21 protein-coding genes are annotated in these 24,425 nt (G+C 44.2%); 1 reads left to right on the forward strand and 20 read right to left on the reverse strand.

The genetic code is table 11. The features are described from left to right. Positions 1-59 precede the first annotated feature (59 nt). The 20 genes from ABWW58_RS04150 to ABWW58_RS04245 form a co-directional block, all read right to left on the reverse strand. Positions 60-326, reverse strand: coding sequence for a YlmC/YmxH family sporulation protein (locus tag ABWW58_RS04150; RefSeq protein WP_093671773.1), 267 nt, complete (start codon positions 324-326; stop codon positions 60-62). A gap of 195 nt (positions 327-521) precedes the next feature. Further along, positions 522-1,301: an RNA polymerase sporulation sigma factor SigG gene (gene sigG, locus ABWW58_RS04155; RefSeq protein ID WP_353867969.1), complete on the reverse strand. Its 780-nt coding sequence runs from the start codon at positions 1,299-1,301 to the stop codon at positions 522-524. Between the two features lie 166 nt (positions 1,302-1,467). After that, complete coding sequence (gene sigE, locus ABWW58_RS04160) at positions 1,468-2,178, reverse strand: RNA polymerase sporulation sigma factor SigE (protein ID WP_353867970.1); 711 nt, start codon at positions 2,176-2,178, stop codon at positions 1,468-1,470. Between the two features lie 28 nt (positions 2,179-2,206). After that, entirely contained in the window at positions 2,207-3,130 is a 924-nt protein-coding gene (spoIIGA, locus tag ABWW58_RS04165; protein WP_353867971.1) for a sigma-E processing peptidase SpoIIGA, read from the reverse strand. Positions 3,131-3,503: 373 nt separating this feature from the next. Next, positions 3,504-4,676: a cell division protein FtsZ gene (gene ftsZ, locus ABWW58_RS04170; protein ID WP_353867972.1), complete on the reverse strand. Its 1,173-nt coding sequence runs from the start codon at positions 4,674-4,676 to the stop codon at positions 3,504-3,506. Between the two features lie 37 nt (positions 4,677-4,713). Further along, positions 4,714-6,000: a cell division protein FtsA gene (ftsA, locus tag ABWW58_RS04175; RefSeq protein ID WP_353867973.1), complete on the reverse strand. Its 1,287-nt coding sequence runs from the start codon at positions 5,998-6,000 to the stop codon at positions 4,714-4,716. A gap of 409 nt (positions 6,001-6,409) precedes the next feature. Then, a complete protein-coding gene (locus tag ABWW58_RS04180) occupies positions 6,410-7,174 on the reverse strand; it encodes a cell division protein FtsQ/DivIB (RefSeq protein ID WP_353867974.1) in 765 nt (254 codons plus the stop codon). Between the two features lie 164 nt (positions 7,175-7,338). Beyond that, on the reverse strand, positions 7,339-8,436 hold the full coding sequence (gene spoVE / locus ABWW58_RS04185) for a stage V sporulation protein E (protein WP_353867975.1): 1,098 nt from the start codon (positions 8,434-8,436) through the stop codon (positions 7,339-7,341). 62 nt (positions 8,437-8,498) lie between these two features. Beyond that, positions 8,499-9,863: a UDP-N-acetylmuramoyl-L-alanine--D-glutamate ligase gene (murD, locus tag ABWW58_RS04190; RefSeq protein WP_353867976.1), complete on the reverse strand. Its 1,365-nt coding sequence runs from the start codon at positions 9,861-9,863 to the stop codon at positions 8,499-8,501. Continuing rightward, positions 9,860-10,837, reverse strand: coding sequence for a phospho-N-acetylmuramoyl-pentapeptide-transferase (mraY, locus tag ABWW58_RS04195; RefSeq protein ID WP_353867977.1), 978 nt, complete (start codon positions 10,835-10,837; stop codon positions 9,860-9,862). Before mraY ends, murD begins: the two co-directional genes overlap by 4 nt. 76 nt (positions 10,838-10,913) lie before the next feature. Continuing rightward, positions 10,914-12,302 (reverse strand): UDP-N-acetylmuramoyl-tripeptide--D-alanyl-D-alanine ligase, encoded by a 1,389-nt coding sequence (locus ABWW58_RS04200; protein ID WP_353867978.1) that lies wholly within the window; start codon positions 12,300-12,302, stop codon positions 10,914-10,916. Between the two features lie 37 nt (positions 12,303-12,339). Next, positions 12,340-13,815, reverse strand: a complete 1,476-nt coding sequence (locus ABWW58_RS04205) for a UDP-N-acetylmuramoyl-L-alanyl-D-glutamate--2,6-diaminopimelate ligase (RefSeq protein ID WP_353867979.1) — start codon at positions 13,813-13,815, stop codon at positions 12,340-12,342. A 185-nt stretch (positions 13,816-14,000) separates the two neighbouring features. Further along, positions 14,001-15,941, reverse strand: a complete 1,941-nt coding sequence (locus ABWW58_RS04210) for a stage V sporulation protein D (protein ID WP_353867980.1) — start codon at positions 15,939-15,941, stop codon at positions 14,001-14,003. A 156-nt stretch (positions 15,942-16,097) separates the two neighbouring features. Then, the gene (locus ABWW58_RS04215; RefSeq protein ID WP_353867981.1) at positions 16,098-18,293 is read right to left on the reverse strand and encodes a PASTA domain-containing penicillin-binding protein; all 2,196 of its coding nucleotides are present in this window, start codon (positions 18,291-18,293) and stop codon (positions 16,098-16,100) included. Between the two features lie 14 nt (positions 18,294-18,307). Continuing rightward, positions 18,308-18,661: a cell division protein FtsL gene (ftsL, locus tag ABWW58_RS04220; RefSeq protein WP_353867982.1), complete on the reverse strand. Its 354-nt coding sequence runs from the start codon at positions 18,659-18,661 to the stop codon at positions 18,308-18,310. Further along, positions 18,658-19,614 carry a 16S rRNA (cytosine(1402)-N(4))-methyltransferase RsmH gene (rsmH, locus tag ABWW58_RS04225; RefSeq protein ID WP_353867983.1) on the reverse strand — a complete coding sequence of 319 codons (957 nt, stop codon included), beginning with the start codon at positions 19,612-19,614 and terminating at the stop codon, positions 18,658-18,660. Before rsmH ends, ftsL begins: the two co-directional genes overlap by 4 nt. 262 nt (positions 19,615-19,876) lie before the next feature. After that, positions 19,877-20,308 (reverse strand): division/cell wall cluster transcriptional repressor MraZ, encoded by a 432-nt coding sequence (gene mraZ / locus ABWW58_RS04230; protein WP_353867984.1) that lies wholly within the window; start codon positions 20,306-20,308, stop codon positions 19,877-19,879. A gap of 276 nt (positions 20,309-20,584) precedes the next feature. Next, positions 20,585-21,157: a hypothetical protein gene (locus ABWW58_RS04235; RefSeq protein WP_353867985.1), complete on the reverse strand. Its 573-nt coding sequence runs from the start codon at positions 21,155-21,157 to the stop codon at positions 20,585-20,587. Positions 21,158-22,255: 1,098 nt separating this feature from the next. Further along, positions 22,256-22,429, reverse strand: a complete 174-nt coding sequence (rpmF, locus tag ABWW58_RS04240) for a 50S ribosomal protein L32 (protein WP_093671737.1) — start codon at positions 22,427-22,429, stop codon at positions 22,256-22,258. A gap of 24 nt (positions 22,430-22,453) precedes the next feature. After that, positions 22,454-22,969 carry a YceD family protein gene (locus tag ABWW58_RS04245; RefSeq protein WP_353867986.1) on the reverse strand — a complete coding sequence of 172 codons (516 nt, stop codon included), beginning with the start codon at positions 22,967-22,969 and terminating at the stop codon, positions 22,454-22,456. A gap of 183 nt (positions 22,970-23,152) precedes the next feature. Between ABWW58_RS04245 and ABWW58_RS04250 the strand changes: the two genes are divergently transcribed. Next, positions 23,153-24,400, forward strand: coding sequence for a nucleotidyltransferase (locus ABWW58_RS04250; protein WP_353867987.1), 1,248 nt, complete (start codon positions 23,153-23,155; stop codon positions 24,398-24,400). Positions 24,401-24,425: the final 25 nt, after the last annotated feature.

Consider the following 24,425-nt stretch of genomic DNA (forward strand, 5'->3'; position numbering starts at 1 on the left):
AAAATGACCGGACTTTTCTTTTTATTTTACCATAATCATCGAGAAAACTCCTTAATTAGTTAATCTTCGCTCTTAATCGTCGAATCATGTTCGTTATAAAACCGGACAAGAATGACATCAGCTCCAATTCTCACAATATTGTTCCATGGGACAACAATATCGTCCTCTTTCCCAAACAAGCCCATAATTTTTCCCGCTCCAGGTATAATCAAGTGATCAATTTTGCCCGAAGACAGATTCACATCAAGATCACCGATATGTCCCAATCGCTTTCCATTTTCGACATTCACAACTTCTTTGGTCTGAAAATCAGAAATTCTTGGCATTCATACCCCTCCTCGTACTGTCCCTTAATATATATGGGCGGAAGCAGGCGTTGAGAAGTATAAAATTGATCCTTTCCATTACCCCGGAAATAATCACTATGACATTAAAAAGCTCATCAGCTAGCTGTGTGCGGCGAAAGCGTATCTGCCATCTTATTTTTCTGCGCAAAAAAGAAACACTTGCAAGTGCAAGTGTTAGGGACCGATATCCTGATTCATTTCCTTTATGGCCATTTTCTCCAATCTTGATACTTGAGCCTGTGAAATGCCAATTTCTTGTGCGACTTCCATTTGTGTTTTCCCATAAAAAAAGCGCATCGCGACAATTCGCTTTTCACGGTCATGAAGTTTATTCATCGCTTCTTTAAGTGAAATATTATCAACCCAATCCTTGTCTTTATGCTTATCATCGCTAATTTGATCCATGATGAATATTGGATCCCCGCCATCACTGTAGATCGGTTCAAACAATGAAACCGGATCCTGTATCGCATCCATTGCGAACACAACATCTTCCACCGGTAAGTCAAGCATTTTCGCAAGCTCAGCGGTTGTCGGTTCAGTTGAATGTTTCGCTATGTAACGCTCTTTGGCCTGAAGCGCTTTATAGGCCATATCCCGCAAAGATCGAGAGACACGAATTGGATTATTATCTCTTAAGTAACGACGAATTTCACCAATGATCATGGGAACGGCGTAGGTTGAAAACCGAACATTTTGACCCAAATCAAAATTGTCGATAGATTTCATTAAACCAATACAACCGACTTGAAATAAGTCGTCAACAGATTCCCCGCGGTGATAAAAGCGCTGAATGACACTCAGAACAAGGCGGAGATTCCCATTCACTAGCTTTTCTCTGGCCTCGAGCTTGCCTGATTGAAGTTCCGCGAAAAGCTTTCGCATTTCCACATTCTTCAAGACAGGAAGCTTCGATGTGTCCACTCCGCAGATTTCCACTTTATGCCGTGCCATATAAGATGACCCCCCATTGTCGAAAACTTGCGTTAGCGGCTGATGAAAGAAAACACCGTGATCCAGTTAAACGGGTTCTTTTTCAACCTCTGCTATATGGTCAAGTATCTCCGTAGGCAACCATTTTATGCACAGCAAAACCGGGAAGATTTGCGAACACGCGCCACTAAGCCATTTTGCTAAATTCTTTTTTTAGACGTTTTATTATTCTTTTCTCAAGCCTGGAAATATACGATTGAGAAATGCCCAGCTCATCGGCCACATCTTTTTGCGTTTTTTCCTTACCTCCTGATAACCCAAATCTCAGTGTCATAATCTCTTTTTCACGATCATTGAGCATCAGCATCGCCTTCTTCAAAAGTGTGCGCTCAACCTTCCGCTCCATATTTTTCGTTGTTATGTCATTTTCCGTGCCCAGCACATCGGACAGGAGCAATTCATTGCCGTCCCAATCCACATTCAGAGGTTCATCTAACGAGACTTCAGAGCGTGTTCGACTGTTTCTGCGTAAATACATGAGTATCTCATTTTCAATGCAGCGTGAAGCATATGTGGCAAGCTTTATTTTCTTCTCCGGATTAAACGTGTTCACAGCTTTGATCAGCCCTATAGTTCCTATGCTGATCAGATCTTCAATGTTAATCCGCGTATTATCAAATTTACGAGCAATGTAGACGACCAAACGTAGATTTCGTTCGATAAGAGTCGCCCGCACTTTGGGGTCTCCTAAGGGAAGCAGTTTCATTAATTCGGCCTCTTCTTCTTTTGACAAAGGCGAAGGAAGTCCTTCACTCCCACCGATATAATAAATTTCCTTTGGTTTCACACCAAGCTTAATAAGTACCCAACGCCATAGCTTCAAAAAAGTGGTTTTCATCCGGAATCAACCTCCCTAATTTTTCATGTCATGAAGCCGTTTCAATGATCTTTCCATGCAGCAGCATGTCCGGGTTCAGAATACTGTTGAAGTCGCCGGAAGAACTCAGTGAATGATCGACAAATGCTACAAGTGATTTCGTACATTCGATCTGCTTGCCGTCAAGAAGGATCAGTACTTGATCAGGTCGCGCCGCGAGGGTTAACTGACCGGAACCATCAACAGCGCGATATGGAACCCATGCAATTCGGTTTCTCCAGTCATCCGGAATCCCCTCTAAGTTCAAAGAAGGCGATGATGCATTGTCTTTTTGAAACAACTCTTCCGGCACTCTCCCGGCACAAACGCTTTTTTCAAGAAACATCACAGGCGCTCGTGTCAATGGATCAGCTAATTTATTCCCACTGTCAATCATCGCTTTTGTCTCAATGCAAACATCTAAGAAACGCACCGTGACATCCGCAAGTGTTGTACTGTTCCACTTTCTTACAGCCGTCTGGTCAAGACGCTTCTTCGAAAAGTACCAGAGAGCAGGAAAACCTACGATCACTGTGATCCAACTAATTGGATCACCATAATTCATAGTATTTAAAAAGCGGCTGTTCGCATAAAATGAACCGTCCTGAAAAAAGTAATGAACAGCGAATAATCCGCCGCCAATCGCAAAAGAAGTGAAATAAAAAGCAGCAAGGTTTTGAAGAAAAACAGAAATCCGATGAAATCCGAACGCGACAAAAATAATCATGGCAGAATAAAGCAATTTGCCAAACGGACCATCAACTACGAACGCGGCTGGTGTAAAAAGAATAAGCACGATTGCTGAAGCGATAAACGCCCCGGACCAAAATCGAAGCCGACTCGTCTGTCTTTTAAGCATGAGCGCAGTTAATTTTAAGAGACAAGCGTCAATAAATAGATTGAGCGCCCAAACAGCATCCAGATAGACGACCAACGCTCCCACCTTCTTTGCGTGTTTAGGAATAGTATACGGGCCATCTGAAGGAAAGTCTGTCGCTCTGTGGGTGGGATTTTGCAGTTTTTTTGGCTGCTTTTGTCGCAATTTTGATTTAAAAAATCTTTGAATCTTACTATGATAAACTGACATTCGCAATACGTACTGGTGTAACCATCTTAGCGGGTCGATTGGTCCGGTGACCGAGTGGGGGTAATAGAAATGCCTTAATTTCTGTTCGTTCATACCAAAATGTGCCGTTTTTATCTATGAAAAAAAGCCCGAAAACAGAAAATAAATCATTCCTGCTCTCGAGCTTGTTTTTTTATGGAACGTTCTGGGAGAAAATAACCAAGTCTAACAAATCAAGTCATTAGTCGTTTTTCCTGCGCCGATTACGCAGAAAGGTTGGAATATCAAGCGTATCTTCATCTTCAACAATGCTATGAGATCTGCGGGCAGGCTTTTGAACCGGACTCACCGTTTCCTCACGATGCTGCTCACGCAATTTTGAAGCACCTAAACCTTCGGAGCTTTGTCTTCTGCGTAGAAAAAGATCCTGATCTGCCTGTGGAGCTTCGCCAACTTTTTCACGCTCCTCGAAGCCGGTAGCAATTACCGTGACAACAATTTCATCATCAAGTTCTTCTCTGATGACAGAACCGAAAATCATGTTTACTTCCTCATCTGCAGCTGTCGCAACAATATCCGCCGCCTCGTTTACTTCATAAAGACTCAGATTCGTGCCTCCGGTAATGTTCATCAGTACACCTTTCGCACCGTCAATCGATTTTTCAAGCAGCGGACTTGAGATTGCCTTCTTGGCTGCGTCTGCCGCCCGGTTTTCACCCGACGCGACACCGATCGCCATCAGCGCCGATCCGCCTTCGGTCATGATTGTTTTTACATCCGCGAAATCAAGGTTGATCAAGCCGGGAACAGAAATAAGATCCGAAATCCCCTGAACACCTTGGCGGAGCACGTTGTCAGCTTCTCTAAAAGCATCGAGCATCGGTGTGTTTTTGTCTACAATTTCAAGCAGACGATCATTAGGAATAACAATCAATGTGTCAACTTTTTCTTTAAGATTGGCAATACCGCTTTGCGCCTGCTTCGCCCGTTTTCTTCCTTCAAAAGTGAACGGACGTGTGACTACACCGACAGTTAAAGCGCCAACTTCTTTCGCAACTTCCGCGATAACAGGCGCGGCGCCTGTCCCGGTGCCGCCACCCATACCGGCGGTTACAAAGACCATATCTGCCCCTTTAAGTACTTCTTCAACCTGGTCATGACTTTCCTCAGCGGCCTTTTTTCCAACTTCAGGGTTAGCACCGGCACCTAAGCCGCGTGTCAGTTTCTCGCCAAGTTGAAGCTTAACATCCGCCTTAGAAAGCTTGAGTGCCTGAGCATCAGTATTCGCACAAACAAATTCAACACCTTGAATACCGCTTTCGATCATTCGGTTAACCGCATTATTTCCGCCGCCGCCAACGCCAATGACTTTAATTTTGGCTAGATTTTCCGTGTCCGTATCGTGATCATACATTGTTCATTTCCTCCCATTTAATCATTCCGCAGCCCGATCAGTCAAAGAACAGATTAAACCAATTTTTCACTTTGGTTGTGACGCCTTCATGATCTCTAGGGGCTTGTTTTGATTTTTTCTTTTTCTGCTGTTTCTGTACAGCTTCATAACGGTCATTCTCAGGTGCAATCGCCGCTGCGATTTCCTTACCTTGTATTTTAACGTTGTGATAGGCAAATTGAATCAAACCGATGCACGCTGTATACTTCGGCTCACGCACACCAATATAGTCCGGTGATGCGATACGCACACTAGAGTTCAAGTGATGTGACGCAAGATCGGCCAAACCAGGCATCGCCGTAACTCCACCGGTTAAAACAAATCCCCCCGGCAAGTCATAGACCCCAATACGACGCAGTTCTTCTTGAATAATGTCAAACATTTCTTCCATGCGTGCCTGGATGATCTCAGCCAAATCCTCTTGAGTCATCGCTTGTTTCTTGTCGCTTCCAATTTGTGATACGGTGAACGTATCTTCATCAGACGCCGCCCCTAAATATGCAACGCCATGTTTGATTTTGGTCTGCTCCGCTTCATCCATTGGTATCTTCTGTATGATGGAAATATCCTTCGTCACATGATTGCCGCCAATCGGAAGCTCAAAAGTAGAAACTAAGGAGCCTTGGTCAAATACGGCAACGCTCGTTGACCCGCCGCCAATATCCACCAATGCCACGCCTAAATTCTGTTCGTCTTCTGAGAGCGCAACCGATCCCAACGCAAGCGGTTGGAGACAAACATCCGATATCGTCAATCCTGCGCGTTCGACACATCGCAGAAGATTATGCAGCAAAGTCTTTGAACCGGTAATCAACGTCCCTTCCATTTCAAGACGAACACCGATCATGCCTCTTGGATCATGAATTTCATCAACGCCATCAACAATGAACTGCTCCGGAATCACATCGACAATCTCGCGCTCAGGAGGAATCGACATGACCTGTGCGGCGTCGATCACCCTTGCGATATCTTCATCGCCAATTTCATGCGTTTCACCAGAGACAGCCACGACACCATGGCACCGCCGAAGCTGGATGTGATTCCCGGAAATGCCGACAATCACACTCTTAATATTAATACCGACCATCCGCTCCGCTTGTTCAACAGCGTTGCCAATTGAACGAACTGTCGCATCGATATCGACAATCGAACCTTTTTTAATCCCGTATGAGACCGCTTCTCCAACACCGACAACATTAAGCCTTCCATCGGCCATCTCTCCGATTACGGTCTTTATACTGGACGTGCCGATATCCAGACTGACAAAAACATCCTCACTGTTCATTCTGTGGCACCCCCTTTTTCTTGAATATCTTTGATGATTTCTCTATTCAGGGATGATTGGATCGAGTCAACCGACATTGAATAGTTACGACTTGTTTTAAAAGACATTATATTCAACCCAACACTTTCTTTGTTCCTGTTAGATAGAAACAAACCCTACTGTTTGTATTCTACAAATTGGAGCAATTCCCTTTTAAAATTTCATTCATATAAAAACACATTATATTTCATAGTTATATCGGCAAATTTCTAGGTAAAATAAATAGATAATTAGACCTATCCCTTAAAATAGCTAAAAAAATGCCGCATACAAAAGAATCTTAACTATTTAATAGTCTACACCAACTTGAATCACTAGAAAAGATAAAAATACATGATAAGCAAAATGTGCGAGGAGCGTTTTCATTCGTTTACTTTTGGGTATCTTCTTGTTCGGTATCGCTAGGAATAAAATAGGTGCCGACACTTAGATGGATTGTGCCATGTTTTCCTTCTGGAAGATTGGCAGCAATTTCAGGATACAAGTTAATATTCTTGGCAAATGTTTGTGTGCTGGCAATAACTTTATTCCCATCATTCATATACAATACAAGGTCGTCCTCGCTTCCTGATTTCCCTATGTAGTGAATATCGGAAATGTTATGTGACATTTGTCTTGAAATCTTAGCGAGTCCTTCGGCAACCTTCTTAAGCGGCTCGGTCTTTGAAAAGCCAAAAAGTATCGGCGCATCGATGGGAAGCTTTCCGCTTTGAAGTTTGCCTAGCGTCGTTCCGTTTTGCAGAATAGGATAGAAGTTGCCGTTTTTCTGTATATAAGCTTTACGGGTATATTCTTTAATCGTGATTATGACCTGATTCGGAAATTTCTTTTTCACAGAAACCGTCTGCACGGTCGGCAATTTTTTGATTTGGCTCATTACCGCCTTTTTACGAATATCCCATATATGTGTTTTATTCGAAATGCCGCTCGCTTTTATGACTTTATCGCTGCCCACAATTTGCTGGCCCACTACTGAAATCTTCTGAACTCTGCTTAAGGGCGATTGAAAGTAAACGACAACAAGAATCAAAAGGAAAAATACAGAGGCGTAAAAGGCAAAGCGCCGATTGGCCTTCTGCTTCCGCTCCTTTTTCAATTGGGGCAGACGATCCTCAAGCGCAACAACTTTCTTCATGTCCATACTCCTTCTCCTTCTTCCATCATCTTCTTCGGCAAGCTGTTTCCATCACCGCGATCTCTTATCTCGTACATTCTATTGTATTTTCTTTTTAATAAAACAGCAAACCCTGTTATTATAACAGGGTTTTAGAATCTTCGTATACGATTTACTGTTCTCGTTCAATTCGCATGGTTACTGACGTTAAGTAAGATACCGATTGACACAAGCATTAACGTCAAAGAAGAGCCGCCATAGCTAAGAAAGGGCAAGGTGATGCCGGTGACAGGAATTAATCCGGTGACAACAGCAATGTTGATCATAATCTGGATCGCGACCATTCCTGTAATGCCGACAGCAAGCAGTGTTCCGAAAAGATCCGGTGCCTTGATGGCAATCAGAATTCCTCGCCAAAGCAGCAGACAGAAAAGCACAAGAACAAATGTCGCCCCGATAAAACCAAGTTCCTCTGAGACAATCGAAAAAATAAAATCCGTCTGCGGTTCTGGAAGATATTGATATTTCTGTCTGCTTTGTCCCAATCCGAACCCAAGTAAACCGCCAGGACCTATAGCAAGTAAAGATTGAGTGATTTGAAATCCGCTGTCCTTAGGATCTTGCCAAGGATCAATGAAGCCCGTTAATCGCTTCAACCGATATGGAGCAGAGAGTATCAATCCTATAAAACCAAGCAATCCGATTGAACCAATTGCGACAAAATGTTGGATACGTGCGCCGGCGATAAAAATCATGATCACACAGGTAAGCACAAGGACCATGTCCGTTCCTAAATCAGGCTGAAGAATAATCAGTCCAAATGCAAGTAAAACAGGCATGAAGGATGGAACAAGACCTTTACGAAATGATGGGAGTTTCGTCTGATGCTCTGAAAGATATTTCGCTAGAAACACGATCAGCGCAACCTTAGTGAATTCTGAAGGTTGAATGGAAAAAGCGCCGACACCCAACCAGCTGCTTGCTCCGCCTCGTACAAGCCCCACACCTGGTATTAAAACAATTACGAGCAGAAAATAACAGCCGATCAAACCGATTTTCGCCCATGCTCTCCAAAAATGATAGTCGATACGCATAACAGTGAACATCAAGCCAACACCAACTGCAGCAAAGAGCAGCTGCCGTTTCAGAAAATAAAACGAATCACCAAAGTTCTCTGCCGCCTTAACCGCACTGGCACTGTACACCATCGTTAAACCGATTGCGAGCAGCATGCATGTGATCACAAGCAAAAAGATATCCGGTGATTGACGATACTTGCGCATGAGCAACACTCCGTTCAGACCCAGGACATAGATTGCCGGATCGTTATCACCGGCCTGTCCTCTTATCTAAACTTATTCACTTCTGCGATAAAAATGTCACCGCGCTGCTCGAAAGATTTATATTGATCCCAGCTTGCGCATGCCGGCGAAAGAAGAATGACATCACCTGGTCGAGACAAAGCAAACGCTTCAGGAACAGCTGACTCCACATTTTCAACTTCCTTGATCACTGGAATTTGTGCCTTAACACATGCGTCCAATAATTTCTTTTGGGTCTGCCCGAAAAGAAGAACTGCCTTTACCGGTGCCTTCTTTAATTCAGGGATCAGCGTGTCAAATGTGTTGCCGCGATCAAGACCTCCCGCAAGCAAGACAATCTCTTTTCCCGGGAAAGCATGCAGCGCTTTAGATGTCGCAATAATATTCGTCGCTTTGGAATCATTGTATATGGTGCGTCCTTGCACGACGTCAACGTATTCAAGACGATGGCGTGCACCTTTAAAAGAACGAAGCACCTCTGCCATATGCTGCGCGCTGACACCATAAACACCCGCGGCAGCCACAGCCGCAAGCGCATTTAGTAGATTATGTTCACCCGGCAAGCCCATCTCTTCAATCTTTAGAATTGGCTCATCCTTGAAATAGATTACTCCGTTCGAGACATAGGCCCCATTCGTTTCTTTGCGTGTAAGTGAAAACGGCACTTTCTGCGCTTTTGACTTTTCTGCGACAAATTTCACAACTCGATCGCTGTCGCTATTATAGACTAACGCATCATCTGGCGTTTGATTTACAGTAATCTGCGCTTTCGCCTTTGCGTAGTTTTCTACTGTTCCGTGATAATCCAGATGATGGTCAAAGATATTCAACACAACCGATACATGCGGATGAAACGCTCTTGTCCCCTGGAGTTGAAAACTCGAAAGTTCGGCAACTATTACATTTTTCTCTGTCGCAGTCTGAATAACAGCGGTAAGCGCAGTACCAATATTGCCTGCGACAATCGGTTCTAATGAGGAACCTTTCATCATCTCACCAATCAGCATCGTCGTTGTGGTCTTTCCATTAGATCCGGTTATACCAATGAATGGGGCATCCGACAGGAGTCCGGCTATCTCCACTTCTGTAACAACAGGTACGTTTTGTTCAAGAGCTTTCTTGATTAGCGGATTCGTATACGGGATACCCGGATTTTTGATCATTAGGGCAACATCACTATTTATAAGTTCCAGCGGATGACCGCCGTCAACAATATGCACGCCGATTGCTTTCAGACTGCGCGCATGTTCATTCGTACTCAGATCATTGCGGTCATTGACCGTCACATCAGCACCCAAACTTTTCATGAGTTTCGCAGCCGCAAAACCGCTCTTACCAAGTCCTAAAACAAGAACCTTTTTGTTTGCATACTCAGTCAATGGTTTCAACTGACAACCCCCACTTTCAAATAAATTCCAATAACAGCGAGCATCAGTCCAACGAGCCAGAACACTGTGACTACTTTCCATTCCGACCAGCCTGATAATTCAAAGTGATGATGAATCGGGCTCATTTTAAAGACTCTGCGCCCTGTCGTTTTAAAAGAAATAACTTGAATGATTACTGATAGTGTCTCTATGGCAAAGACACCGCCGATCACGGCAAGCAAAATTTCCGTATTTGTAAGAATGGCCATGCCTGCGAGAGCTCCGCCGATAGCCAGAGAGCCGGTGTCACCCATGAACACACGTGCGGGATGCGCATTAAAAATTAAAAATCCGAGCAGCGCGCCGAGCATGACCATCGCAAAAACAGCAACGCCAAGATTCATTGTAAACCATGCGATCACCGCGTAAGCCGCAAAAGCAATCACAGCTAAACCAGAGAGCAAGCCGTCCATGCCGTCAGTAAGGTTCGTTGCGTTCGGAACACCTACCAGAAGAAAAATAACGAATAATGGATAGAACCAGTGTAAATTAAGCATTAAATTAGTGCCTGGAAATGAGAGATAGGTTGAATAATCATAACGTGTAATAATGAACCAAAAGATAAGCGAAATAATGATTTGAGCAGCCATCTTCTGCTTTGATGTGAGGCCCATGTTTCGTTTCATTGAAATTTTAATAAAATCATCCAGCAGACCAACGAATCCAAATCCAAACGTGACAAACAGAAGCATATAGGTGTCCGGTGTCGTTACATGATATCTTAAACCCATGACGAGAATGCCCGCCAAGAGACCGATCAGAAAAATGACACCGCCCATCGTCGGGGTTCCGCTTTTTTTCTGATGGCTTTTTGGACCTTCTTCGCGAATGTACTGCCCAAAATGCAACTTCCGCAAGAATGGGATAAAAAAAGGTGCAAAAATAAGTGTCACAAGAAAAGAAATGGCTAATCCAAATAATAAAGTCAATGTCATGAATCCTTTCGCTCCTTTAAATACGCAGCTTACATTTATTAATTACTTTAATAATTTACTAGTTACACTGCATCGCTCACTGATTAGTTGATTCTTTTGCGCTCAGCTTGCCTGATAGTTCTTCCAAAGCAAGCAGTCGGGACGCTTTGAAAAGCATTACGGTCTTATCATTCAAAAGCGATTCAAGGTAAGGCTGGGCAGCTGCTTTTGTCGGGTATACGTGCACTTCCAGTGTTTCATCACCGCCGATTTCTTGAAGTCCCTTCGCTATCCATGCACCTTTGTCGCCAATCGTGACCAAATGAGTCAGCGGCGGTTTCACAATCTCAGCGACACTTTTGTGAAGTGCTTCTTCATTTCTGCCCAATTCATACATGTCACCAAGCACAGCCACCCTCTGCTCAAAGCCGGGTAATGTCTTCAGGGTTTCAAGAGATGCCCTCATCGACGAAGGGCTGGCATTGTAACAATCATTAATCAGAACGGAGCCATTCAGTCCTTTGACTTTTTCAAAGCGCAATTTTGTCAGGCTCAAGTGTTCCAGCCCATAGCGAATCTTCTCAATAGCCACACCAAGAATACGTGCTGCTGCTAAGCTGAGTACAGCATTCTTCACATTGTGCCTGCCAAGAACTGGTACATGAAACGATTCTGTCTGCTTGTTTAGTGTAAAACGACTTCCAGTCACAGATTCGTCAACATCTGTAATTCGCCAATTATTTTGATCACCAAAGCCGCAGCGTACAATTTGAAAAGCATTTGTTTGAATATTGTCGAGAAGCGGTTCATCTCCATCAAGAATCAGTGTTCCGCGTTTTTTCAATCCATTGACAATTTCGAGCTTCGCCTTAGCGATTCCTTCTCTGCTGCCAAGATATTCAATATGCGACTCACCAATATTAGTGATTATCGCAAGATCCGGCCTCGCCATTTGGCTTAAATAAGTAAGTTCTCCGAAATGATTCATACCCATTTCCAGCACAAGAACATCGGTATTCTCTGGCATTGATAGAATCGTCAGTGGAACACCGATGTGGTTGTTCAGATTGCCCTGCGTCTTAAACGTCTTGTAAGTCTGGCTCAAAATGCTGTAAATCATATCTTTCGTCGTTGTTTTTCCATTCGATCCCGTGACGGCAATTATTTTAGGATGGACTTGATTCAGGTAGCTTTTTGCCATATTTTGAAGTGCCGTTAGTGTGTCACGGACAAAAAAAACAGGAAATCCATCAGGAATCTTATCGGGAAGCGGTTCTCTCTCCATCCAGATTGCCGCTTCAGCCCCATGCTCAATTGCTTGCTTCAGATAGTGGTGACCATTGAAGTTATCCCCCACCAAAGGCACAAAGAGACTGTCTGCCGCAGCTTTGCGACTGTCCGTCATGATATTCAGACGTTCTAAATGTCCCGCATCCCCGATTGTCTGAATCGCCTGGCCTCTGATTATATCTACTCCAATACCCATCGATTACTCTCCCTTAATGCGAACAGTTACTGTCCGATCATTTATTAATATTATATCGTTCAAGGATAGCTGAACGTGCTTCTTCACGATCATCAAAATGATGCTTTTGCGTGCCGATAATCTGATAATCCTCATGACCTTTTCCCGCAATTAGAACAATGTCCCCGCTTTTGGCATGCTGCATCGCAAAGCGAATCGCCTGACGGCGGTCGGTAATTTTTCGGTAAGCGCGATTCGTTACACCGGTCTCCATTTCCTGAAGAATCGAATCAGGATCTTCAGTACGCGGATTGTCTGATGTTAGAATAGCAAGGTCGCTTTTGTCAACGGCAATTTTAGCCATAATCGGCCGTTTTCCGCGTTCGCGGTCTCCACCGCAGCCCACAATGGTAATCACTCTTTTTTCAGCGAATTCCCGGATCGTACTAAGCGCGTTATCGAGACTGTCCGGTGTGTGCGAATAGTCTACAATCACCGTGAAGTCCTGTCCGGCGTCAACGGGTTCAAACCGTCCCGGAACCCCCTTTATCTGCTCCACCGTCTGAATCATTTCCGCTAGATCAAGTCCTTGTAGTGAGCAGGCGGCGAGTGCAGCAAGCACGTTATACACACTGAACTTGCCGATCAGCTTCATTGAAACAGGGTAACTCTTCTCTCGGGTATTCAAAATAAATTGTGTGCCCGCAGGCATTATTTGAATCGATGACGCATAGAAATCAGCGGGCTTATTGATCCCGTAAGTAATAACATGAGCCGCGGTCATGTGCTTATACACATCGGCAGCGGGATCATCCACATTCAGAACTGCTGCTTTTACTTGACCGGTACCATAGCTGTTGCCAAGCTGAGAAAAAAGTAAACTTTTAGCATACATATAATCTTTCATCGTTCCATGTAAATCCAGATGGTCTTCCGTTAAATTGGTAAAGATACCGACATTAAAGTCACAACCGTGTACTCTGCCGTCATAAAGCGCGTTTGAAGAAGTTTCCATCACTACAGAGGAAGCGCCCTGTGCTTTCATTTTCGCAAGACTTCTGTGAATCAAATGAACCTCAGGTGTTGTATTTTGAACAGGGATAAATCCATTCTTATAACGCATTCCCATCGTCCCAATCAACCCGGTATTGATTCCTGAAGCCTCCTGAATGGACTGGACGAGGTATGTGATGGTTGTCTTTCCATTTGTGCCTGTAACACCAACCATATGAAGATCATGACTTGGGTATCCGTAGAAGTGATCGGCGATCATTGCTAAAGCTCGATGCGTGTCCCCTACATAGATTACCGGGATTGAAACGTCAACACTGTCCTGAGCGATGATTGCGGCTGCACCGCTCTTTTCCGCTTGAACCGCAAAACGATGACCATCCACATGATGACCTTTGATGCATACAAATAGAGATCCAGGCTTCACAAGCCGTGAATCGATAATGAGATCGTTAATCTCTGGATTTCCCATTCCTTCCTGCCGAAAATTGGCAAGTGCCTTCAGGCAATCCGAAAGTTTCATTACTTGACACGTCCCTTGTCAACTTAATATGGAGCACTCACATAATTAACATGTGATCATTTCCAACTATAATTCAGATAACATGGTGCGGGAATTGATCGAATACAACCCGTTTTTTTCCGCACTTTATGTATGAGCGGGGGCCGGTTTATAAATACCGCGCTCCCTTTCGTCCATTGCTTATTTTAATCGTCTGCCTTCTTTTTGTCACCTAAGTATATCATTATTGTTGAACCTTGTTTGACCTTAATTCCAGGCTTGGGCGACTGCATGGTGACCACGTCGCCATCCCCTTCGGTCTTCAGTTTCAGGTCGATGAGCGTATTTCTCAAATCGTTTTTATCCATGCCTTTTAAATTCGGTATCGTGATGAGCGGCTGATCCGGCCAGCGCAATTCTTTCTCCAACCCGCCGCTCTGCTTCTTGACACCCATCGCACTCAAGCTGTCTGATATGATCCGGCCCGCTATCGGCGCGGCTACAGTACCGCCGAATTGAACGGTATCTTTAGGATGATCGACGGCTACATAAACGACAATCTTCGGATTATTCGCCGGAGCGAATCCCATAAATGAGACAATATAATTATTGCTCATATAGCGCCCTGTTTTCGGATCGACTTTCTGCGCTGTTCCTGTTTTTCCGCCGATACGATAGTTTTGAACATAAGCGTTGCGCCCCGTCCCTTGAGCGACAACACTTTCCAATGTGCTGCGAACTTCTTTGGAAGTCGCTTCTGATATGACACGGCGCTTCATCACCGGCTCAATTCGATTGATCGTTTTTCCTGTATCGGTGTCAATCCAAGCCTTTGCTAGATGCGGTTGATAGAGATAACCTCCATTGACTGCGGCTGATACAGCAGTGATCTGCTGAATGGGCGTAACAGAAACACCTTGACCAAATGCCGTTGTTGCTGCTTCAAGCGGTCCGATTTTATCTTTATTAAACAGAATACCTTTCGCTTCACCTTGTAGATCAATGCCCGTCTTGTCACCAAAACCAAATTTATCAATATAGGAGAAAAGTTTGTCTTTTCCGAGACGCTCGCCTAGCGCGACAAAACCAGGGTTGCATGAGTTCTGCACAACTTGTAGGAAGGTCTCCGATCCATGACCGCCTTTTTTCCAGCAATGCAGCTTCGCCCCTCCTACTTCAATCGCGCCTGAATCGAAGAAATGATCTTTTTTTAAATCGACCGCTTTTTCTTGAAGTGCCGCTGCAAGCGTAATGACTTTGAACGTTGATCCAGGTTCATACGTTTTCCAAATAGGCAAGTTGTGATTGTATACTTCCGGGGAGACATTTTTGTAGTTCTCCGGATTAAAATCCGGTTTAGACGACATGCCAAGGATCGCGCCGGTGTTCGGATCCATAGCAATCGCCACTGCACTCTCAGGATGATAGGCGGCGACTGTATTATTCAGTTCACGCTCAATGATCGACTGCACACGTGAATCAATAGTCAATTTAAGGCTGGATCCGCTTGTTGGCGGAACGTACTGATCCTTCAAATTAGACATTCGATTGCCGTTAACATCGGAGAAGAAATCGACATGGCCGTCCTCACCTTGCAAACCTTCGTTATAGTATGATTCGAGACCGGTGAGTCCTTGATTATCGATCCCTGCAAATCCAAGAACATGAGCCAAATAATTTCCCTTTGGATAATCACGTTTGAAATCTTCCGCGACAAAGACACCTGGAAGGCCAAGCGATTTAACTTGCGCTGCTTTCTCATTCGAAATTTTTCGGCCTTCGGGTGTAATGCGCACAATGGACTCTTTTTTCGTAATCTTTTCAAACGCTTTCTCACGGCTCATATTAAGCACGGTTGCGAGTTTATCAGCAGTCTTATTCTTATCTTTGACTTGCCGTGGCACGACAAGAACAGATGGGCTGCTAATATTAGTCGCCAGAATCTTCCCGCGGCTGTCCAAAATTTTGCCCCGCTCCGCTTCATAGGGAATTTCTCTGCTCCATGATTTAAGCGCATAATTCATCAGCCAATTATTTTCAAAAAGCTGCAGATAAGCCATCCTGAAAATGAAAACAGCAAAAACAACAATCCCTGCCGACAGGAAAAACAACAGCCGTCTTTTGACGGTCACTTTCGACACACGCACACGCAAGCCCCCTCCTATCTTTCCTTGTCCTACCCATATGAGTGAGCACGAAAAAATAGAACAAGCCCCTCGTGCATTAGAGCGTATGCGAAAAGATCCAAACCGGAATGTATGGACCTTTTGCGCGCACTAAATGGGGGCTTTTGAACAGTTTTGTTAAGGATTGCTTGAGCCGGACTCAGCCGTCGATTCCGAGGCGTTTGAAGAAGCATTTGTCTTTTGCCCTTGCAAGGTAACGGTCAGTACACCTCCCGATTTTAAATCGGCACCTGCTGCGATGCTTTGTTGGGTAACAAAGCCGTTTCCTTTTGCAACGAGCTTGAGTTCTTCCATCTCTGCCAGTTTCATTACGTCTGCTAGTGACCATCCGGTTAGATTTGGCATTTTTTTCTGCCCACTACCGGACAAAATAACTTTGTTTCCTGTAAACAGCTTTTCCTCCGGATAAGGGAGCTGCTTCTGAATTGTTCCCGATCCTATCGTTATTGGAACAATTCCTTTCTGTTTCAATTCTTGTACGGTCGCATTCATATCTGCTCCTGTATAGTTCTCAAACTGAACAGATGGCAATTGCAATTTCTCAACCGATTCAGTTGCCTTTTTATCTACTTGAAGATATTGCAATGCGCTCGTCATTACCGGTCGTACAATGTCCACTACCGGTTCCGGTCCAAGTTCTGTGGCTTTGAGTTGGGGCTGTTTAACCGCCACATAAACAATCAGCTTCGGATCTTTCTCAGGGGCCATGCCGAGAAATGAATAGACATAGTTGTTTTTTCCAAACATGTATTGACCGTTAAGAGAAATCTGCGCCGTACCGGTTTTCCCAATCACGCTGTATCCTGGGAGATCATAAGCGAGACCTGTAGCACTCGAACCGTTAACGACATCTTTGTCTGTAACCACTTTACGCATGAGCGCGCGCGTTTGTTTTGCAGCTGATGCCGAGATTGGATGACCGGCAACAACTGGATGATGTTTTAAAAGAGTTTTCTTTGTTTTCGGGTTCACAATACGGTCGACAACATAAGGTCGCATCATTTTGCCATCGTTGCCAATTGCCGTTGCCGCCTGAACAATTTGCATTGCGGTAAATGCGGACGCTTGTCCAAATGAGGCCTCAAGCTTGTCAAGTTTCCATTGCCAGTTAACTATTCCCGCACGTTCACCAGGCAAATCAATGCCTGTTTTTTGCATAAACCCAAATTTTCGTAAATAGTCTCCTAATTTATTTACACCAAGATATTTATCCGTGAGAACAGACATTCCAACATTTGAGGACAATTCAAAGCCTTGATCAAATGTTATTGTCCCCCATCCTTGACGCCTCCAATCATGGATCGTTCCGCCATCCGTTTTATAATCACCGGACTGATATGTATCTGATCCTTTGTATACACCCGCATCAATTGCAGAGGCAACTGTGAATGTTTTCATAACCGACCCGGGCTCGTACGGCTCAGAGATTGCCGCGTTACTGAATTGCTTAATATCACGATTATTGGGATTAAAGCCCGGGGACGTAGACATCGCAAGAATCTTTCCTGTTTTCGGATCGGCGACAATTCCAATCATGCTGTCGGGCTTGTATTCTTCACTTACTCTGGACATCGCTTGATCCAATACCGTTTGAATCCGTGTATTAAGGGTCAAATAAACATCATTTCCTGGAGAGGCTTTCTTTACTTTTTGCTTCTCATCCGGAATGGGTACACCGGAAAGGCTGCGGTAATACCGAACAGATCCGTCCTTCTCAGTTAGATACTGATCCAGCGATTGTTCAATGCCGAACACACCTTTTTGCTGATTGTTCTGAGGATTAATTTGAGTAAATCCAAGTGTATAAGCAGCGCTTGACTGATCCGGATAATAGCGCTTCGACTCGGTAAGATAGCCGATTCCCGGTAGTTTCAAACGATCGATTTGCTTCTTCTTTGAATAGCTCAGCATCTTTCCTTTTGTGCCGAACTCAACTTGGTATGCTTTTCGATTGAGGATTTTTAGGACATCTTCTGTCTTCATATCGAGTATAGGTGCCAGAGCCTCAGCGGTTTTTTGCTTGTTTTTCACATGATTGTCACTATCCGGGCTAACGATTGCATAAAGCGTGTAGGCGGGAACATCTTCCGCAAGAATACGTCCATTCTCAGAATAAACGGTTCCTCGTTTTTCATCGATAATTTTGTATTGTGACCATTGTTTTTTTCCAACGCTTAATAATTGATGATTGTCAATTTCCTTACCTTGTGCGATATAAACAAACCGCCCAATAATGACAAAAAAAGCCAGCAAAAAAAGCCCGCCGACCAACCCTGCCCAAAAACTTATTAATCTTCTTTTGCGTTGGAACATGGGAACAAACCACCTTAAGGAAGTACTTTGATATTTTCAATGTCGAGTTTCAAGCCGAGTTCCTTTTCTGCAAACCGAACAATTCGGTCGGGTGAGCTTAATCGATCTGATTCCGTCTTGAGCTGTTGTGTCACTTTCGTTTGATCATCAATTTTAGACTGTAGGGAAGTGACATCTTGTGACGCCATATATAGGTTGGCTTGATTTGCAACGATACAGAGCGACAGCAGAAAGATAACAACGCCTGCAACAACCCAGAGCGTTTTTTCTCCTTTAGTCACTCGTCTGGTAATAACAACTTGCCCTTCACGCGGTGCTTGTTCAAGATGCTCCTGTCTTTGTACCTTATATGCTTGACTCTGATTCATTGCTCCTCATCCTCCTTAATTTCTCTGACTTTCTCTGCAATCCTCAATTTTGCCGATCGCGAACGATTATTGGCTTTAACTTCACCTGAAGACGGTACAATCGGTTTCCTGCTGATTTTATTTAATACAGGTAAAAAGGCTTCCGGAACAACGGGTAATCCTGGAGGCAATTCCGGGGGTTCGCTATATTTCTTGAAAAATTGCTTACAAAGCTTGTCTTCTAGTGACTGAAACGTAATGACAGCAATGCGTCCGCCGACCTTCAACATGCGAAGTGCTTGGGTCAGTGCATCATCAAAGCTTCCCAGCTCGTCATTTACCGCGACACGCAAGGCTTGGAAAACACGTTTTGCCGGATGTCCTCCTTTCCTTCGCGCAGGAGCAGGAATTGCATCCTTGATAATTTCAGCAAGCATTTCTGTAGTATTAATCGGTTGCTGCTCTCGAAACTTCTCGATTTTTCTGGCAATCGATTTTGAAAAACGTTCTTCACCATACATAAAAAAGATTCGCGCCAATTGTTCAAACGACCACTCATTAACAATTGTGGCGGCTGTTAGTGTCTGTTGCTGATCCATTCGCATATCAAGCGGACCATTATGTTGATAGCTGAATCCTCGATCCGCGTGATCGAATTGCGGGGAAGATACACCGAGATCAAAGAGAATTCCGTCAACCTGAGATACCCCGCGTTGACGAAGCGCATCTTCCAAATATCTAAAGTTTGATTTTATGAACGTTATTTTTTCTGAATAAGCCTTCAATCGAACAGACGCAGCATGCAGCGCTTCATCATCCTGATCGAATGCGTAGAGATGGCCCTGATCAAGCTGCGCGGCGATCACCTCACTGTGACCTCCGCCCCCTAGCGTACAATCCACATAGATTCCATCGGGATTGAGATCAAGTCCCTCTATCGCTTCTTTCTTTAACACGGTAACATGTTCAAACATAATAACCTACCCCTGTCTCACATTAGAAAACTTGGTTTTGCCAAGCCTCTGGCGAGGGCAAAATCGCCATCGCGACGGCCATGGACGGCCTAGTGTTCGGTGAGCCGCAGGACGCTTCCGCACGATGCGGTGACTTCGACGCGTGCTCATAGGATGTGAGCGTCGTTAGTCGAAGTTCCTTTAGTTACCGAACCACTTACACGCGTTTCCTTGAATTTTTTTATCTTCCCCACCAGTGGAACAAATTCGATCTGTGTCCTGATTAAAGGTCTAGATCGAGCAGGCTCTCCGAGATGTCATTGAATGATTCTTCTGATTGCGCGAAATAACGCCCCCATGTTTCTTGATCCCAAATCTCAAGGCGTGTGGACACACCAATAACAACACAATCCTTCATCAGTTTCGCATACTCGCGAAGACCATTGCTGATCGACACTCGCCCCTGCTTGTCCAATGCGCACTCACTCGCTCCCGAGAAGAAGAAACGAGTAAACGCGCGCGCATCTTTTTTTGTAAAAGGGAGCGCTTTGAGCTTCTCTTCTATTCTGTGCCATTCATTCATTGGGTAAACAAAAAGGCATTGATCAAGACCGCGTGTAACCACAAATTCGGATCCAAGCTCTTCACGAAATTTAGATGGAATGATGAGACGTCCCTTTATGTCTATGCTGTGATTAAATTCTCCCATAAACATTAGAGCCGCCTCCTCTTTTGTTTTACTTTACCACAATCCCCCACTTTCCACCACTCTATTTTCTAAATTCGCCCTTACATCGCACCATTCCTTCTAAATCAAAAAAAAGATAGTTAACAGAGGCATTTCACTAAGGCTTTTTCATTAGAAAAACTGGGCAAAAAGCGCCCGGTCCTTACTCACCGACACATGACATTGGTTTGTAGTTGCCAAAACGCATGATCTGCTGATTTTTATCTTTTTCCACAACGCAAAAAGGTGCCCTGTTCGGGCACCTCACCGCACTGATTCTTTTATTGATGGGAAATCTTTTCTCGCTTGATCAACCACTTTCAGCACATTAAGCAGCGATTCATAATTGCTTTTAACACGCGAATAATCTTTTTGAAGCTTCTGATAGGCTTCATCTAATAACTTATTTTCAATTCGTAAATTCTCCAGCTGTTCATTTGCTATTTGGGAATCGGCTCCATTGTATTGTTTCTTTAATTCACTCAAGAAACAGATCATTTGATCGATGTCCGGCTCTGAAATAGGCACTTGAGGAATTTGATCCAACACAGTTGCGGAAAAACCCGGATCTTCCTGCTTTGTTTGATGTAACGCCTTTTTCACTTTATTCTTGTTCTGTTTACGGATTGTTTTTGCTTCCTTCAACGCTTCTTCATTAACCTTTCGGATAGCGGAATTCCAGCGAAACCCACATGCAGCAGGTGTACGAGACAGCCGGCTCCCGGCTTCGGTGAAACCTGCGAGCTGAGTGCTTCCTTCTTTAATGTGACGAAGAATGACGTCTGCAAGTTCGACATCTTCAGCGTGCGTCCACGCGTCTTGTCTTATTGATGGCATTATCTTCCCTCTTTTCTCTCAAATTCTAATTCGAGCGAAGCTCTTATTCCATACCATATGCCGTTGATAGGGTCGGTAGAAGAGAATGAGAAAAAAGGTTAGAAAATTTAGCTTTGCAAAGCTTTTAGCGAAAGGCGAAGCCGCCATTGCAACGGTCACAGACGGCCCAAGTGTCCGGTTGACCGCAGGATGCGGTGACTTCGACATTGCTCATAGGGAGTGAGCATCGCTGCTCGAGGCTCCTTTATTTCCAGACCGCTTTCCGTGAACTTATTGTTTCTTGTACTTTCATACCAGTATTAGAAAGACCGGGTAAAAAGTGCTTGGTCCTTACTTCCGAAGAATGTGATGGCTTTCACGTTGCATACAGGACATATGCGTGCTTAGCGAAGGTTCCTTACATACGAAAGTCCCTTTGCTCCAAATGCGTTTTTGAATCATCCACCTTGTCTTGAACAGACATTTCTAGTTTACACCGGTAGGAAAGTATAAGAAAACATTTAAAGGAAACGAGTGTAAGCGGTCCGAAAAAACGCCGCGTCCTGCGGCTCACCGGACACTAGGCCGTCCATGGCCGTCGCAACTAAGTCTTCGCCTTCGCCAAAGGCTTGGCGAAGCCAAGTTTTCTAACACTGATAAAAAAGTATAAAAAAATTAAAGATTCAAGGAAACGAGTGTAAGCGCAACTAAGTCTTCGCCTTCGCCAAAGGCTTGGCGAAGCCAAGTTTTCTAATAAATCATTTGGATCCTTAATTAAGTAACGCGGCCGGAGTAAAATAAGCGGAGATTTTCCGGTTATATGCATCCTGGCGCTTGTTTCACGGGTACATAAGGGTAATTTTTCCGCTTATGCACGGCAAAAACCCTCCATTTTCATGTTTTTCGATTCGATAAGCGGAATTTCTCCGTCTATTTAAGCAATTTTTTCATTCATTTTCTAATTAGGCGGAATTTTTCCGTTTATTTTTTCAGATTGGGCGCTTACCTGATCGCCCAACCGAATCTTATGACCTTATCGTCGTACCGGCAGGGCAAAATCTTGTACTTTCTTACCAGTACAAAAAAGAGAAGCCATAGGCTCCTCATCAATAAAAATAATTATTTCGCAACAACTTCTTCACCTTTGTATGAGCCACATGATGGGCACACCCGGTGAGCTAATTTATATTCACCACAGTTATCACATTTAACCATACCTGGAACGGCCAGTTTGAAATGTGTACGCCGCTTGTTTTTGCGAGTAGTTGACGTTCTTCTTTTCGGTACTGCCACGGTTGACACCTCCTCGGACAATAATTAATCGTCAAAAAACTTTCTCAGTTTTTCTAACCTTGGATCAATCTTCTGCTTCGACGTTTCCTCATCTACAAGCGTCCAACCGTTTCCGGAACTCTTGCTCTGGGCGCTAGCTTTTTCACTGACAACGCGCATTGGTTTCTCAACCAAAATCGCTTCAACGAGATACGGGATCAAATCGATCTTCTCATCCTCGACATGATGAACAAATTCTCCCTCAATCTCGTTCTCGGTTCCCGCCGACAATAGAAATGTCTCTGCGGTATTGATTTGAAAGGGATAATCGACATCTTCCAAAGTTACAGCGCACGGCAACACCATATTGCCGACAAGCCGTAAATGAAAAGTCAGCGATTGTTTAGAAAATTCCACGATACCCTTAACGTCAACAGGTGATATGCTTCGTATTTCAGGATCCACGCGAAACATTTCCAGAGGTAATACAACTTCTTCGTGAATACTCAGTCCCTCTTCTCTGAATTGCATCAATTCAGGGATAGACCATGATAAAGACATACTGAACCACCTCTAGACAACAAATGTTATTATAAGCCCCGTCAAACGGAATGTCAATCCGTCGCGTTGCCGCCAATCTAAGATTATCACAGCAGATGAGCCGTTGGCAATTTCTCTTTCTTACAAAGAATATGATAAAATGGGTGCATTCATGATTTCGATTTCAAAAAGGGTGAACTCACTATGATTATTGCCGGAATTATCGCTGAATATAACCCGTTTCACAATGGTCACCTCTATCAATTGGATACAATGCGTGAGCAAATACGACCAGACGTTGTTGTGGTTGTTGTGAGCGGTGATTTTCTGCAGCGGGGCGAACCCGCACTTGTCTCAAAATGGGTGCGAACACGTATGGCACTTCAGGCGGATGTTGATTTGGTCGTTGAGCTTCCCTATGTGTTCGCTGTTGGCAAAGCCGATGTATTCGCTAGAGGTGCCGTCACTATTCTTAATCGACTGGGCGTCAATCGACTCTTCTTTGGTAGTGAATGCGGACGAATCGAGCCATTTCTCAATACATTTTCCTTGATAAACGAAAATCAAGAGGTATACGACACCCAATTAGCCCAAGCGATGGCGCGTGGAATCAGCTATCCTAATGCCCACGCAGCTGCATACCGCTTCATCTCAAAGAAACACACGCAAGAGCTTGTCGATCTTACATTACCAAATAACAGTCTTGCCTTTCAATACATCAGGGCGATTCATCAATGCGACAGTGACATGATCCCGATGACCTTACGTCGCAAGCAATCTGAGCACAACGATCAAAGTTTTACAAAAAACGCGCCAATAGCCAGCGCGTCAAGCATCCGGCTCCATCTTTTGAAAGGCCAATCTCTATGCGAGATCGCTGACAAACTTCCTGAGTACGTCATTGCAGAATTGGATTCTGTGAAAGAAGCCCACGACTTTGCTAGTTGGGAACGTTTTTTCCCATTTTTGAAATATAAGCTGCTCTCGTCAAGTTCTAAGCAACTGGCTCAAATTTATGAGATGGAGGAAGGTATTGAGCATCGTCTGCTTTCAAGCATTCGTGTATCACGCTCATTTAATGAATTCATTTCATTGGTTAAAACAAAACGTTATACATGGTCAAGACTGCAGCGCCTCGCCGCCCATACTCTGACCAACACATTAAAAGAGCAAGCAAAACAAATAGCCCTGCATGGTGAACCCGACTCAATCCGGCTGCTCGGAATGAACCTTAAGGGACAAGCCTATTTGGCCGACATTCGCAAAAAAGTGGAGATTCCGCTGCTGTCAAAAATAAGGAGTCATCGGTCAATAATGCTTGATATTGATGTTAAAGCCTCACAAATTTACGATTATTTAACGAACACAAATCATTTACCCATGGATTTCACAGAAACGAGTCATCCGCCAATACGTTACGATGAAAAAAACAGACGTTTTCTTAATGAGTAAAGTCCCTCATATAGAAAACGTCTGT

Origin of the sequence: Sporolactobacillus caesalpiniae, from assembly GCF_040513385.1 — a bacterium.
In the GTDB taxonomy this organism is placed as follows: Bacteria; Bacillota; Bacilli; order Bacillales; family Sporolactobacillaceae; genus Sporolactobacillus.